Annotated in this window: 12 protein-coding genes and 1 tRNA gene; 10 read left to right on the top strand and 3 right to left on the bottom strand. The window is 57.1% G+C overall.

What is annotated here, in order from left to right; translation table 11 throughout:
- Window positions 1-64: 64 nt before the first annotated feature.
- Together ACWWD9_RS13730 and ACWWD9_RS13725 are read right to left on the bottom strand one after the other, a co-directional pair.
- Window positions 65-2,515, bottom strand: coding sequence for a TonB-dependent receptor (locus tag ACWWD9_RS13730; protein WP_455867309.1), 2,451 nt, complete (start codon window positions 2,513-2,515; stop codon window positions 65-67).
- A gap of 42 nt (window positions 2,516-2,557) precedes the next feature.
- Window positions 2,558-2,953 (bottom strand): hypothetical protein, encoded by a 396-nt coding sequence (locus tag ACWWD9_RS13725; RefSeq protein ID WP_455867308.1) that lies wholly within the window; start codon window positions 2,951-2,953, stop codon window positions 2,558-2,560.
- A 65-nt stretch (window positions 2,954-3,018) separates the two neighbouring features.
- On the opposite strand from ACWWD9_RS13725, the gene ACWWD9_RS13720 reads away from it, so the two are divergent.
- The 5 genes from ACWWD9_RS13720 (at window position 3,019) to ACWWD9_RS13700 (ending at window position 8,597) form a co-directional block, all read left to right on the top strand.
- Window positions 3,019-3,711 (top strand): class II aldolase/adducin family protein, encoded by a 693-nt coding sequence (locus tag ACWWD9_RS13720; protein WP_455867307.1) that lies wholly within the window; start codon window positions 3,019-3,021, stop codon window positions 3,709-3,711.
- A 62-nt stretch (window positions 3,712-3,773) separates the two neighbouring features.
- The gene (locus ACWWD9_RS13715) at window positions 3,774-4,373 is read left to right on the top strand and encodes a nitroreductase family protein (RefSeq protein WP_455867306.1); all 600 of its coding nucleotides are present in this window, start codon (window positions 3,774-3,776) and stop codon (window positions 4,371-4,373) included.
- A gap of 221 nt (window positions 4,374-4,594) precedes the next feature.
- Entirely contained in the window at window positions 4,595-5,656 is a 1,062-nt protein-coding gene (locus ACWWD9_RS13710) for an LLM class flavin-dependent oxidoreductase (protein WP_455867305.1), read from the top strand.
- Window positions 5,657-5,666: 10 nt separating this feature from the next.
- Window positions 5,667-6,839 (top strand): LLM class flavin-dependent oxidoreductase, encoded by a 1,173-nt coding sequence (locus tag ACWWD9_RS13705; RefSeq protein ID WP_013440957.1) that lies wholly within the window; start codon window positions 5,667-5,669, stop codon window positions 6,837-6,839.
- A 396-nt stretch (window positions 6,840-7,235) separates the two neighbouring features.
- Window positions 7,236-8,597, top strand: a complete 1,362-nt coding sequence (locus ACWWD9_RS13700; RefSeq protein WP_455867304.1) for a diguanylate cyclase domain-containing protein — start codon at window positions 7,236-7,238, stop codon at window positions 8,595-8,597.
- 137 nt (window positions 8,598-8,734) lie between these two features.
- Here ACWWD9_RS13700 and ACWWD9_RS13695 read toward each other — a convergent pair.
- Window positions 8,735-8,810, bottom strand: a tRNA-Phe gene (locus ACWWD9_RS13695).
- A gap of 151 nt (window positions 8,811-8,961) precedes the next feature.
- Between ACWWD9_RS13695 and cobT the strand changes: the two genes are divergently transcribed.
- The 5 genes from cobT (at window position 8,962) to ACWWD9_RS13670 (ending at window position 14,865) form a co-directional block, all read left to right on the top strand.
- Entirely contained in the window at window positions 8,962-10,005 is a 1,044-nt protein-coding gene (cobT, locus tag ACWWD9_RS13690) for a nicotinate-nucleotide--dimethylbenzimidazole phosphoribosyltransferase (protein WP_455867303.1), read from the top strand.
- 6 nt (window positions 10,006-10,011) lie between these two features.
- Window positions 10,012-10,773, top strand: coding sequence for an adenosylcobinamide-GDP ribazoletransferase (cobS, locus tag ACWWD9_RS13685; RefSeq protein ID WP_455867302.1), 762 nt, complete (start codon window positions 10,012-10,014; stop codon window positions 10,771-10,773).
- The gene (cobC, locus tag ACWWD9_RS13680) at window positions 10,758-11,354 is read left to right on the top strand and encodes an alpha-ribazole phosphatase (protein ID WP_455867301.1); all 597 of its coding nucleotides are present in this window, start codon (window positions 10,758-10,760) and stop codon (window positions 11,352-11,354) included. Before cobS ends, cobC begins: the two co-directional genes overlap by 16 nt.
- Before the next feature lie 18 nt (window positions 11,355-11,372).
- Complete coding sequence (locus tag ACWWD9_RS13675; protein ID WP_455867300.1) at window positions 11,373-12,875, top strand: tetratricopeptide repeat protein; 1,503 nt, start codon at window positions 11,373-11,375, stop codon at window positions 12,873-12,875.
- A 67-nt stretch (window positions 12,876-12,942) separates the two neighbouring features.
- Window positions 12,943-14,865 (top strand): tetratricopeptide repeat protein, encoded by a 1,923-nt coding sequence (locus tag ACWWD9_RS13670; RefSeq protein ID WP_455867299.1) that lies wholly within the window; start codon window positions 12,943-12,945, stop codon window positions 14,863-14,865.
- The last annotated feature ends 83 nt before the right edge of the window (window positions 14,866-14,948 follow it).

Genomic DNA, 14,948 nt, shown 5'->3' with positions numbered 1-14,948 from the left:
CTCGCATAAAACGTAAAAAGCGGATACCCGGCACGTGGCCGGATATCCGCTACAGGGGCTCTGTTTAGAAACGCAGTGTCAGCGATACACCAGCAGTACGGGGTGCGCCATAAATAGCGGTGGAACCGGTTGCAGGCGTGGCTGGCAGCGCATGTGCCAGATACTCCTTGTCAAACAGGTTGTTCACGTACCCGGTAATGGCCAGACGATCACCTTTGGTGCTCCAGGTGACGCGCGCATTGACGATGGAGTAGCCTTCCTGGCTCAGCAGTTTGTAATAGGTGTTCTGCGCGGTGTTCTGTGCATTTACAAAATAATATTGCTGACCGGTATAACGCCAATCCAGACTGGTCACGATCTTGTTGTCGTTCGCCAATGGAATGCGATAGTTGGCTGACAGCAAGGTATTCAGGTTGGGGGTACGTACCAGATCGTTGCCGTCGTAGTTGGTGGTGCTGTTCTGTACCTGCAGTTTGTCGAACTCCCCGGATTGCAAGCCGATATTACCGATCAGGCGCAGATTGCTGGTCGGCAGTGCCTCCACTTCAAACTCCGCGCCTTTTACCGTCGCGCTATCCGCATTCTGCAGATACGACACGGTGGTAGTGGCACCCGCAGGCAAGCCCACCACGTTCACCTGAACATCCTTGTAATCGTAGTAGAACAAGGTCGTGTTGAAATTCAGACGACCGTTCAGCCATTCGGATTTGTAGCCGATTTCATAGGCATTCAGCTTTTCCGGTTTTACTGTGTTCAGGGCAGCGGTCGCTGTCGCGGCCGTATTAAAGCCGCCAGACTTTTCGCCGTGCGCAAACTTGAAGAAGGTGCGGCTGGTGTCGCTGATCTTGTATTCCGGCGTGAAATCGTAAGTGAACGAATCCCAGCGTTTTTCCTGATGTGCATCGAAGTTGGTTACGAGGCCAGTCGGATTGTTGTAGCTGCCGATGTAGCTATTCCACCATTGACCCAGGTTGTCCCAGCTGGCAGCTGTAATGCCAGCACCAGAGGCCGAGCGGCGGCTGATGTCGACTTCTTTCTTTTCTGTCGACCAGCGCGCTCCCACGGTGGTCTTAAAGGCGTCGGTCCAGTTATATGTAGTGCTGCCAAACAGCGCGAAGCTGGAAGCCTTGTGATCGTAATCGGTGTAGCTGAAGTTGTTCAGGGTGTTGGTGCTGGTGCCGATGTAGGCTGGCACGCTGCCATTAGGCAAGCGGGCGGCAGCGCTGTAGGAATTGATGTCTTCCTTGAAAAAATGTACACCCGAGAGCCAGTTCCAGCGGTCTTCACGTGGTGATGCGAAGCGGAATTCCTGTGAATACTGCTTGCTGTCTGCTTTGGTATAGCCACGGGAGAGTTCCAGCGCGCTGTTGTCAGCATCATTCAGCACGGTCTGATCCCAATCTTCGTATGCCGAAATGGACGTGAGCGAGTACTTGCCCAGATCCCATTTCAAGGTCAGCGATGCGCCATTCTGGGTCGAGTCGCCGCTGTTTTCGGCATTCGAGCTCACATCCTTGCGGCTGGTGCTGGGGACATAACCAAAGCGGAAAGCACCGCCCGGGCCAGCACCAATCACGGTCTGAATGCTGCCATCGGTTGTGTAGTCGCGACGGTGCACATTGAGCAGGGCTTCCAGATTGTCGGTCAGCTGGAATAGCAGTTGCCCGCGCACGGCGGTGTCTTTGATCGCGCCATCGCGTTGGCCAGTGAATTGGTTGCGGAAGAATCCATCGCTGCTTTGATCATAGAAAGACAAACGCCCAGCCACGCGCTCGCTGACGATTTCGCCGCCGACGGCCCCTTCAAAAATGCGCGAGCCATAATTGCCGATATCGGCTTTCACATAATTTTCACCCGTATTGAACGAAGGCTTTTTGCTGATGATGTTGACAGCGCCGCCTGTGGTGTTCTTGCCCCACAGCGTGCCTTGCGGGCCGCGCAGGACTTCAACCCGGTCCAGGTCAAACAGCGGGAAGCCGCTAGCGGTGGCATTGCTGATATAGACATCATCCAGGTAGATACCTACCGGGCTGGCCATGTCGATCTGTTGCTGACCGGAACCCACGCCACGAATCCACCAGCGTGGGCGGCCATTAAACTGCGTATTGGCCGAGGCGTTCGGCACATAGTTGAGAATTTCGCCAGCTGACTTGCCTATCCCTTTGTCCTGCAACTCCTTGCCGCTTAATACGGTGATGGCGGTTGGCACCTTCTGTGCGGTTTCTTCACGCTTGTTGGCGGTGACCACCACGCTGCCCAGGGAAGCTTCACTTTCGCCCTGGCTATTCACGGTGGCTGGCTGGGCTGCTGCGGTAGTGCCGGTGTCGCTTTTGCCATCTTCGGCGGATTTGGTCTGTGCCGTAGAGGCGTCATTGGCTGGCGTGGCATCAGCAGCATAGGCCTGGCTGATGACCAGGCTGCCGATAAAGACGCTGCTTAAGGCGCGCAATAGAGGTTTAACGATAAAGCGCGTTTGCGCCGGCTGATCTGATGGGCTGCTCGTTGTTATGGTCATGTTGTTTCCTGTTAAGTGCAAATAAATAAACGACGACATGGGCTAGCGCAGAATCTGTGCCAGCGGCGGATGGCGGTTTGGAATTAACGCTAACTGATTGTTGTAAAAAGATTTAAATGCACAGGCGTGTCGCAGCTTTTCACCTGCTGCTGTTTTTGCAGCAACAATTTCTGGTGGGTCTGTTGCGTTTACTGTTGGCAGGGCAACAACGGACCTCCATTTGCCTGCAGGAATCTCCGGACACGAAAAAATCGCGACTGTTGCTCCAGCATCAGCAGTGGTGGAGAAAGTGTTGCGTGCTGCACAAACGCATGAAGAGGGCGCTAGTGAATATCGATGAAAATGGAGAAAAAAAGACCACGCTGAGAGGCTAGTCGATTGAAAAATAAGAGATAGACGTATGGCCCCAATATAAATGCCATGGGCTGGCACAAGCATTGCCAATGCATCGGGGGTCTGGCTATCACGCCATTAATAAAACCTCTTAATGTAAAGGAGACCCCATGTCTAACCCGCTGTCCGAGATTGACCTGATTTCATACGTGGAAGATGCCAAAGCCGATGCCATTCATGCCTTTGGTGTGCTGAGTCGCAACGGAATCCTGTCTGCCAGCCTCACTTACCATGTCACCCACCTGGTGCCAGGGCACGATAAATTGCTGCATATCCGCTTCCCAGGCGGCCTGGCGCGTGATCAGTCGCCCAGCATTGCCATTACCGAGTTCGCCCAGCATCCCGACCATATCCTGCGTGAATCCCGACTGGATGCCGATACCGTTATCCATGCCCATACCAATTTCCTGTCGGCGTGGTCGCTGGCGCACAAGCCATTCCCGATTTTGTATGTGGCCGCGGCCCGCCATCTGGCCGCCCGCGAGATTCCCAATCATCTGGACCGCACGCGCAGTGTTTACGACGTTATCAAGGAGCGGCTCGATCAGCACCCTGAGCTCGCACCACCACCTGCATTGCTGGAGTCGAATGGCGGCGCCAATTTCTGGGGCAAGGGAATCATCAAAACCTCGGAGTTGATCCTGTTTATTGAGGAGGCTGCGCGCTATCAGGCGATTGCCGAGCAGATCGGCGGCGCACAGCTGTATACCCCGGGGGCGCTGGAGTTGCAGTGGCAGCGTACTGGCCTGCTGGATAAAGCCAAGTCTTACACCGGGCGCTATCTGGCCGATATCACTGGCTAAGCACGGGGCCGGGGGTACGCGCTCCGGCCCGCCATCCACTTGATAAGCATGAAAGCAAGCACATGAGTATTTCCCGTAGTTCGACTTATCCGATTGAGCCGGTTTTTCTACAGCGCTGGTCGCCGCGCGCATTCACCGGCGAGGCTATCTCCGAAGAGGCCTTGTTGGCCCTGCTTGAGGCGGCGCGCTGGGCACCCTCGGCCAATAATGCCCAGCCATGGCGTTTTATCTATCTGCTGCCGGATTCGCCAGATTGGCAGGGGCTGCTGAACACCCTGAATGAGAACAACCGGCGCTGGGCGCCGCAGGCTTCGGCATTTCTGGTCCTGCTTTCCAAGACGACACATATACGCCCTGGCGCCAGTGAACCTGCTCCTCTGTATAGCCATTCACTGGATGCGGGTGCCGCCTGGGCTTATCTGGCTCTGCAGGCTGAGGCCAGCGGCTGGAGCACTCATCCTATCGGCGGCTACGATAGGGCTGCCCTGCAGGTATTGCTGGGGGTGCCGGAGGGCTATCGTCTGGAAACGCTGGTCGCGGTAGGAAAAAGGGGACCCGCCGAGGGGTTGCCAGACGATTTGCGCAGCCGGGAGCAACCCACGCCCCGTCGTCCACTGACGGAGATCGTGGCCAAAGATCGCTTCAGCTTTCCCACTACCTAGCGTGACGAAGCCTGGCCAACGCGACAGTTGGTCAGGCAACAGTCCGTTGCTGTAGCAGCAGCTGGCGTGTTGCCACAGCACCAGCTGCCCACACACTGCTGAATTTAAAACAGTACTAAGTTAATGGTTTTTATGTGTTTTTATTGGCGGGTGAGGGTGGGCACGCATCCTGCAATATCCAGTTGTCGACCACAGTGTCAACTTTCAACAAGGAAACCGACATGACTATCCAGTTTTACTGGCAGGTGCCTACGCGCGGAGATGGGCGTTTGGCGGATGCTGCTGTCAAGCTGCGCGGCGAGCGTAGCGATGACCAACCTTATTTCACGGCAGGCGTGACGGATCCGCGCGGCCGCCAATTCAATTATTACGATCATCTGCATCAGATTGGCAAGGCGGCGGAGCTGGCCGGCTTTGATGGCCTGTTGGTGCCCAACGATCCGCAAGGCGAAGAATCCTGGATCGTGGCTGGTTATCTGACGCGCAATACACGCCGCGTGAAGGTATTGGCGGCTTTTGATTCGGCCCGCGGGTCTGCCGTGTATGCCGCCAAGAATGCCGTGAGTTACCAGCGCTTTAGCAACAGCCGGTTTGCCTGGCAGATTGCGACGCCCGCGGATGCGGCCGAGCGGCGTGCCAATGGCGACTTTATTGATGATGCGGATATTCCACAACGTACGGAAGAGTTCGTGACGGTGGCGCGGCATGTGATCACCGAGACCGGCTACAGCTTCAAGGGGCGTTTCTTTGAAGTGCTGGAAGGTGGCTTTAAAGGGCCTCTTTCCGGCCAGGCGGTACCACAGGTATTCCTGACCGGGCAGACCGAGGCGGATCTTGCGGTATCGGCCAAACTGGCGGATGTGCATGTATTTGAAGCGCTGCCACTGGCGGAGTTGAAACCACATCTGGAGCGCTTGCAAGAACTCTCCGCCAAAGCCGGTCGTCCGGTGCAGGCAGCGTTACGCATTGATTTGCTGGTGCGTGAAACCGCTGCAGAAGCCGTGCACGATGCTGCCCGTCAGGCGCGGCAGCAAGGGCAAACGGCCCTGCCAGACCAAGCCGGTCTGTGGGCTTTGCAAACGCCAGGCGCCGGTGCGGCACGCGCCACGCTGGTGGGCGATGCCGATCAGGTCATTGCTACCTTGGCGGACTATGCCGCTGCTGGTATTAACGTGTTCCAGCTGGGCGCTGTGCCCGCGCTGGAAGAAGCTTACCGCATAGGCGAACAGGTGCTGCCCGCCCTGCGTGCACGCCTTGGTTTAACTCAACAACAGGCCGCCTAAGGAGACGATAATGGCGATTGATATTTTCTGGCGTATTCCTACGCATGGCGAGCCCAGCTCCCTGCGCAACAAACTTCACCATCGCGGTGACTGGTCGCAGCAGGAGGGGGATCACATTGTGCATCGCGGCCTTGCCGGCGGCGGTAGCGATGGCTTCAACAGCCTGGACTATATTGCCGAGGTGGCGCGCGCTGCCGAAATTTCCGGCTTCCATGGTGGCTTGATCCCATCCTTTCCCATGACCGATGAGCCGTGGGCGATTTCGTCTTTCCTGGCACGCGAAACCAGCACCTTCCGCTTCATGATCGCGTTTCAGCCGGGCTTCCTCAACCCGGTGACGGCGGCGCGCATGACGGCCAGTCTGCAGCGCGCCAGCAATGGGCGAGCATTGTTCAATATCATCACTGGCGGCGGTGGTCCCGCCCAGCTTTGGTGGGGCGATGTGGCGCCGCATGATGACCGCTATGCGCGCACGACCGAGTTTCTGGATGTGCTGCGTGGCTTGTGGAAGGGCGGCAGTTACTCTCATCACGGCAAGTTCTATCAGCTGGAAAATGCGGCATTGCCGGAACAGCTGCTCGGGCAGGATTTTCCTGAGATTTACTTCTCCGGTTCATCGGATGCGGCCTTGGTCTCGGCTTCCCAGCACGCTGACTTTTATCTTTCCTGGCTGGAGCCTTTTGACCAGCTCAAGGAGAAATTCGACAAGGTAAAAGAAAAAACCGACAAGCTGGGGCGCAAGGTGAAATGCGCCGTGCGGGTGGATATTGTGGCTCGGGCGACGGAAGAAGAAGCCTGGCGCGAAGTGCGGCGCGGCTTTGAAAACCTGAGCGAGGCTGATAAGGAGCGCTATGCCCGTTTTGCCCAGCAGACCGGCGATTCGGTTGGCGCCAACCGCCAACGCAACAACACGCCGAAGACGCTGGATAATTACCGTGATTTCATCCTGCATCCCAATATCTGGTCCGGCTTCAGCCTGCTGCGGGGTGGTCAGACCAACGGCATCGTGGGGAGCTACGAGCAGGTGGCAGAGCGTCTTGATGATCTGGTCAAACTGGGGGCGGATGCCTTTATCCTCGCCAGCACGCCACATCTGGAAGAGGCTTACCGCGTTGGCGAAGAAGTCCTGCCACTGGTGCAAGGCCATGGTGCCAGAAATTCGATACTGCGCGCGGTAGGGTAAACGTCTCAAGCAGGCAAGTTGCCCCAGCAAAAAGCCCAGTCCTGACTGGGCTTTTTGCTGGGTGCAGCCGTTATAGTTAAAGAGTGCTCGGGCCAAAGTTGCAGAACTTTTACCTTGTGCAATATGAAATCTCGCCATCACCTGTGGTGTTCGCTGAGTGCTTGGGATATTTTTCTGTTTTATGCGTAACGAGATCAGTATTCCGGGGTCTGATCATAGTAAATAAGCGAAGGCAAAATCAGCAAAGTTAGATCAGCCCTCGCCATTCCCCGGTGAGCATGTGGAGTGACACATCATGTTTTTTTGGTCGCTATCTGTGCATCCGTCTTCTGGCGTTGTGCCACAACGCTTTATTAGTCTTTCTTAAGTCTGCTTTTAGTGCATGATGAAGTCTCTATGGAAATAAAATCCCACGATCTCCTGGCCAGCTTTATGGACCTCCTGATGGATGCCGTCCTGGCGGTGGATGTCGATGGCAAGATCGTCGTGGCAAGCGCGGCCTGCGAACGTGTGTTTGGTTACACCCCGCAGGAAATGGTGGGCAGGAATATCTTTGCCATGGTGGTCCCGGAAGACCTTGACCGTACCACAGAGACTGCGCGTGAAGTCATGTCCGGCAATCCCTTGTTGTATTTTGAAAATCGCTATATCCGCAAGGATGGGCAGATTGTCGACATCATGTGGACGGCGCGCTGGTCGCCTGAAGACCAGCTGCGCATCGGCGTCGCACGCGACATTACCGAGCGCAAGCGCGCCGAGGCGTTGCAGGCCGCGCTCTATGCCATTTCAGAGGCGGCGTATGCGGCGGAAGACCTCATCTCGCTGTTTCAGCGCATTCACCATATTGTCGGCAGCTTGCTCCCTGCGGACTGCTTTTCGGTGACGCTCTACGACCAGGACAAGGATCAGTTAACGTTCCCGTATCTGGTGGATAAGCTGGAATGGACCGAGCAGCCCTCCAAACCTGCCGCCGGTACCTTGTGCGCCGAGATTATACGGAGTGGCCAGCCTTTGCTGCTGACGGCAGAAGACATTGCTGCGGGTAGCTCTCTGGTGAAAAACGCGCTTGAGCCGCATGTGCTGAGTTGGCTCGGTGTCCCCCTCAAATCGCAGAAAGGCATGATAGGGGTGCTCACGATAAAGCGCTACCTGGGTGGCATCAGCTATCAGCTGAAAGATCAGGAGCTGCTGCAATTTGTATCCACGCAGATTGCTACCGCCATTGAGCGCCAGAAGATGCAGGCCAGGTTGCAGCAATTGGCCCAGTATGACGCCCTCACTACCTTGCCCAATCGCGAGTTTCTCACCCATAAACTGGAGGCAGCACTGAGCTCTGCCGAGCGCGAGCAACGCCATTTGGCCCTGTTGTACCTGGATCTGGACAAGTTCAAGCAGGTCAATGACAGCCTGGGACATGACGCTGGCGATACGCTGCTGCAGGAAGTGGCGGCTCGTCTCAAGCTCAGCATGCGCGAAACTGACATGGTGGCGCGCCTGGGCGGGGATGAGTTTGTGGTGTTGCTGCAGGATATTTCTTCGCCGGATCAGGCGGCGATGGTGGTGGAAAAACTACGCGGAGTGCTGGCCCAGCCATTTGAGATTGATGGGCATCGCCTCGCCATTCGCCCCAGCATTGGCATCGCTCTTTATCCTGATCACGGGCAGGACAGGCATGCCTTGCTCAAGCACGCCGACAAAGCCATGTATCAGGAAAAGCATGGCGAGCGGAATGCAGCAGCGAAACCTCAAACGGCATGACGATGCTTAACCCCTGATGCGAGCTATCAGGCACTCGCCTGTGAACGAGGCGGTAGCCTCTCAAAAAATACCTAAAAAAATAAAAGCGGGTGGGAGCAGAAATGAAAACGCCCAACTAAAAGCTGGGCGTTTGATATTGGTGGCCGGGGGCAGAATCGAACTGCCGACACGCGGATTTTCAATCCGCTGCTCTACCAACTGAGCTACCCGGCCGGCGTTTTTGAGCACTTGGCTCGCAAACAAGACGCGCATTATAGCAAACTTATTTCAGCTGTGTCATTGCCAATCTGCGCTCACGCAAAGAATTTAAGATATTTTGCCGCCCTGCCATTAAAATGGTGCCAACTCATTGTTAGCCGTCCTCATGCAAATTCCTGATATTCAAACGCTGGACCGCGGCCTTTCTGCGGCCTTGCAGCACAAAATTGACCAGAAAACCAAACCACTGGGTGCCCTGGGCCGTCTGGAAGGGCTCGCCCTGCAGCTGGGGTTGATACAGCAGCGCCTGGATCCGGTGTTGCGCCAGCCGGTGATGATGGTATTTGCCGCGGATCATGGCATTGTCGCCGCGGGCGTCAGTCCTTATCCGCAGGCGGTGACCATGCAGATGGTGCTGAATTTTCTGCAGGGTGGGGCCGCAATCAATGTGTTTGCCCGCCAGGTGGGCATGGATATCCGTGTGGTGGATGCCGGTGTGAATCATGATTTTGCGCCGCACCCCATGCTGCTCTCGCACAAGGTGGCGATGGGTACGCAGAACATGCTGCAAGCACCTGCGATGTCGGAAGCCGAATGTGAAAAAGCCATCAATATTGGCAGACAACTGGCGCATGCCGAGATTGCGAAAGGCAGCAACGTGCTGGCGTTTGGCGAAATGGGCATAGGCAATACTACGGCAGCAGCGGCCCTGATGGCGGCGCTGTGCCAGCTGCCTGCCCAGGCATGTGTTGGCAGGGGCACAGGGCTGGACGATGCCGGCCTGCAGCGCAAAGTGGATGTGGTGGAACAGGTGCTGCAACATCACGCTTCGCACCTACACAGTCCTTTATCCGCCTTGCAGCATGTGGGTGGGTTGGAGATCGCCATGATGGCAGGCGCCATGCTGGGCGCGGCAGAAAAGCAGGCCGTGATACTGGTCGATGGCTTTATCTGTACCGCCGCCATGCTGGTGGCAAGTCGCATCGCCCCGGCTGTGCTGGATTACGCGGTGTTTACCCATTGCTCTGGCGAGCAAGGGCATCGGCGTCTGCTACAGGCCCTGCAGGCGGAACCTTTGCTCGACATCGGTTTGCGGCTGGGTGAAGGCACCGGCGCCGCGCTGGCATATCCACTGTTGCAGGCCGCGGCCAATTTCATGAATGAAATGGCCTCGTTCGAATCCGCCGGTGTGGATGGCAAGAGCGCTTAAATCGCCGTGAAGTTCATCCATCCATTTTTGCTGGCACTCGGGTTTTTCAGCCGCATTCCCGTGCCATCCAAGCCGGATTTCAAGCCTGCTGACATGGCCGGGATTTCCGCGTTTTTCCCTTTAGTGGGCTGGATCATCGGTGCTGGCATGGCCGCTGTGTATATCGTTGTGCATCAGCTGCTACCGCATGGGGTCAGCATAATTTGCATGCTGGCAGCCGGTATATGGCTCACAGGAGCCCTGCATGAAGATGGCTTGGCCGATACAGTGGACGGCCTGGGTGGAGGCATGGATCGAGAGCGTGTGCTCACCATCATGCATGATTCGCGAGTGGGAAGTTATGGCGTACTGGCTTTGGGCGTGATGCTGTTACTGAAATTCAGTACCTTGTCCGCCATGTCTTCCGGGGTGATGTTATGGGCCGTATTGGCCGGGCATAGCGTGAGCCGCCTGGCGGGCGTATGGCTGATGCAAACATTGGAATACGTGCGTCCGCAGGGCAAAGGCGGGGGCATGACCCAGCCACTCGGCAAGCAATCGCTTGCCTTTGCCATGCTGACAGGCTTGCTGCCTTTGCTGGGCGCCGCCTGGTGTATTCCACTATGGAATTTGCCACTGGTGCTGCTGGCAGTGGCCCTGGTGTGGTGGTGGTTTCGCGCCGTGCTGCAGCGTCGCCTTGGCGGCTACACCGGAGATTGCGTAGGCGCCATGCAGCAGTTGACTGAAATCATGTTTTATCTGGGAGTGTTGGCATGTCTAAGCCAGTGATGGAATTGTATCTGGTGCGGCATACCACGCCGGATATCGCGCCCGGGATCTGCTACGGGCAGTCGGATATCGGCGTCAAGCATACCTTTGAAGAAGAGGTGACGGCACTACGGCCTAAAATCGCCCATATTGAAGCCGCTTCCTTCCATAGCAGTCCATTGCAGCGCTGCCTCTTGCTGGCGCAAGCTGTGGCTGGGACCAAGCACGAAATTCAGCAGGATGCCCGTCTCAAGGAACTCAACTTTGGCGATTGGGAACTGCAATCCTGGGACGACATTCCCCGTGGCCTGCTGGATGAGTGGGCGGACGAACATGTCAAACTGGCGCCGCCCAATGGCGAATCTTTCCATGATCTCTCGCAACGTGCGCAGGCCTTCGTCGAGCAGCTGGCGAACCAAGGCGCGGGCGTGCATGTTGCCTTCACGCATGCCGGGGTCATACGCGCCCTCACCGGATTTGCGCTGGGTTTACCCCTCAGTAACGTGTTTAGACTGCACATCGACTATGCTAGTGTCACGAAACTGATAATTGATCTTGACCGTGACCGGCCGCTGATGCGCGTCGGCTTTGTTAACCGCTGAGCCCCGTAACCTAACCTTATGTCTACATCGTCCACCCCATCCAGTCAGAAAAAAAACGCCGGGGCGGGCGAACTGGCGACCCTGGCAAAACGCGCCGACCAGGCCCTGGCGCAGGGGAATTACAAACTTGCGCTGGAACAGTACAACCAGATGCTGATGCTACAGGCAGATTATCTGGCCGCCCTGGTGGGGTGTGGGCGGGCGCTAACTTCTCTTAAACAATACGAATTTGCCATCGCGCATCTGGATTATGCGCTGGCTGCCGCGCCGCAAGACGCCGCTATCCATCATTATCGTGGGCTCGCCCTGCAAAAGGCGCGTCGCTTTAATGAGGCTATCACCGCCTTGCAGACGGCCATCGAGCTTGAGCCTGATCAGCCTGCGCTGTACCTCAATCTTGCCAATACCCTGGCAGACGCGGGAGATGCCGAGCTGGCCCTGGCGTTTTATGACCAGATCATTGCGCAATATCCCTCGGCGCTAGCATTTAATAATCGTGGCAACCTGCATCTGGATCAGGGGCGCTTTGCCCTGGCCATGCAGGATTTTAACGAGGCCATTGCCCGACAGCCTGATCAGCCCCGGTTCTTCTGGAACAAAGCCCTGCTGCATTTGTTGCTGGGGGAGTACGAGGCGGGCTGGAAACTCTATGAATATGGATTTCACACCGAAGGCGAAGCACGTGGCTTGATGCGCAGGTTTGATCAGCCGCGCTGGCTCGGCGATACTCCATTGGCGGGCAAGCGCTTGCTGCTGTGGGCAGAGCAGGGCTATGGCGATACCATCCAGTTTAGCCGCTATGCGCTGCAGGCCATGGAGCAGGGTGCGCAAGTGATTCTTGAAGTGCAGCCGCCCTTGCAGGCGCTTATTCAGTCTATGCATCCGCAGCTGCAGGTTGTTGCCGCCGGGCAAGCCTTGCCGGCGTTTGACCTGCACAGCCCCTTACTCAGCATGCCGCTGGCATGGGCCAATGCCGGGCAAGCCGGTGTGCCCGCTTACCCCGCCTATTTGCATGCCGATGAAAGGCTGAAGGCGGGCTTTTCGCATGCCTCTGGTAATAAACCACGCGTAGGTCTGGTGTGGTCTGGTTCTACCACGCATAGCAATGACCACCGGCGTAGCCTGCTGTTGCAGAGCCTGCAATCCTGGCGCGATTTGCCGATAGAGCTGCATTGCTTGCAGCTGGACCTGCGTGAGGCAGACCTGCCTGCCTTGGCCGAATGGCCCGGGATGCATCTCTATACCAGCCGCCTCAAGGATTTTAGCGATACAGCTGCCTTGATCAGCACGCTGGACGTGGTGATTTCGGTCGATACCGCCGTCGCGCATCTGGCAGGAGCCCTGGGCAAACCCGTGTGGGTGCTCTTGCCATGGATACCGGATTTTCGCTGGCTGCTGGATAGCCCACATAGTCCCTGGTACCCCACGGCACGGCTTTACCGGCAACCGGTAGCCGGAGATTGGGCGAGTGTGGTGGAGCAGGTGAGGATGGATCTGCTAGCCTTGGGCAGTCCGTCATAAGCGTTCACATAAAAATGAAGAAGGATGCGGCCGAAAAACGGCTTGCTGAAAACAGGGAGTCAACTGCATGAAAAATAAACGGCCCGCTGCGCCCCCGCAAAAACAGCCGCCTGCCGGTGTTGAGCCGCTGGAGGTTGGCTTGCGCCGCGGCATGCAGCTGCAAACCGCGCATGACTGGCAGGCTGCCGAAGCGGTGTATCAGCAACTGCTCACCCGTTTTCCGGAAGACAGCCGTTTGCTTACCTTGTTGGCCAGCCTTTATTTGCAGACTCAGCGTCATGAACCATGCATTGAGTTCTGCATGCGTCTCTTGAGCGCCAACCCGGAGCAAGCCGATATCTGGGCCATGATAGGCGAGGCATGTTATGCGCTGGGACGCTATGAAGAAGCGCTCACTGCGCTGGAAAGCGTATTGCAACTGCGTGAGACCGATGCTGCCAGTGCTTTCCTGGCAGGCAATGCCTGCATGATGCTGGGCCATGCAGAATCCGCCCAGGCTTATTACCAGCGTGCCCTGCAATACCGCCCCGACTACGCCGAGGCCTACCATAATCTGGGCATTATTCTGAACCAGCGGCGGCAATGGCAGGATGCACTCAGCTTTTTCAATAAAGCGATTGATCTGAAGCCAGACTACCTGGAAGCCTATACCAGCTGCGGCAACGCCTTGATTGAGCTCGGTAAGCACGATTTTGCCATCGCGCATTTTGATCATGTACTGCAAGTGCAAGCGCAAAATCCGCTGGCCTTGAATGGGCGTGGCGTTGCCCTCAAGCACCTGCGTCAGCATGCGCTTGCACTGGCGAGTTTTGACGCTGCCCTGGCGGCGCGCCCCGGGTTTGCCGAAGCCACATTGAATCGCGCCAATGCATTGCTGGCACTCGACAGGCATGAGGAAGCGCTGGAGGCCTACGGTGCTGCGCTTGCCTTGACCCCGCATAACCCGCAGGTCTATTCCAACCGCGGCAATGCCTATCTGGATCTGGGGCAATACGATGCCGCCCTGCAGGATTACGATCAGGCCCTGCAGCTGGAGCCGGACAACGCCACCGTGCTGTGGAACAAGGCCCTGATCTGCCTCGTGCATGGCGATTTTGAACAGGGTTGGCATTTGTTCGAACACGGCTGGGAGGCGGAAGGCCCGCCGCGCGGCTACCGCCGTGTATGCTCACAACCGCTGTGGCTGGGCGATGCCCCCATCGCAGGTAAGCGCCTGCTACTGACTGCCGAGCAGGGTCTGGGCGATACCGTGCAATTTGTGCGCTATGCCAGGTTGGCGGCAAACGCCGGAGCGCAGGTCATTCTTGAGGCACCGCCAGCTTTGGTCGATCTGCTCAAGACCATGGGGCGGGAGTTTACCGTGGTAGAACGTGGCACGGGCTTTGAGGCGTATGACCTTTATTGCCCCTACATGAGCTTGCCGCTGGCGTTTGAAACCACACTGGCTACCATTCCTGCCCATATTCCATACCTGGGCGTGCCAGAAACCGCGCATCGATTTGAATTCCCCACCCTTGCAGGCCAACCGCAGCGCTTGAAGGTGGGTCTGGTCTGGTCCGGCTCAGCCACTCACATGCGCGATGCCAAGCGCAGCATCCCGCTGCAAAGCCTGGTGCCACTGATGACGCTACCGGTGGAATTCCATTGTCTGCAAAAAGAGCTGCGTCCAGCGGATGAAGCTGTCATGGCGAGCTTGCCCATACAAGACCACCGGGCTGCGCTGCAGCAGTTTGCCGATACGGCCGCCCTGATTGATGCCATGGATGTGGTGATTACTGTCGATACCTCCGTGGCGCACGTAGCGGGGGCCATGGGCAAACCGGTATGGGTGCTGCTGCCCTTTGTGCCGGATTACCGCTGGTTGCTGACGCGTGAGGATAGCCCCTGGTACCCCACCGCCAGATTGTTCCGTCAGGCCCAGCGGGGAGATTGGTCGGCAGTCGTCGCTCGCGTGGGTCAGGGCTTACAGGCCTTGCTGGACCTGCGCTGATTGAAATCCGGCAGGAGATTTTGTGCTTTCAGGATGGGTATCCCAGCGCGTGCCATGGCTTAGCGTGGGTATGGAAGTAAGTC

It is taken from the genome of Methylovorus sp. SPW-M1 (assembly GCF_053848825.1).
Note: the sequence above shows the minus strand (reverse complement) of the source record. Positions and strands in the feature narration are given on the sequence as shown.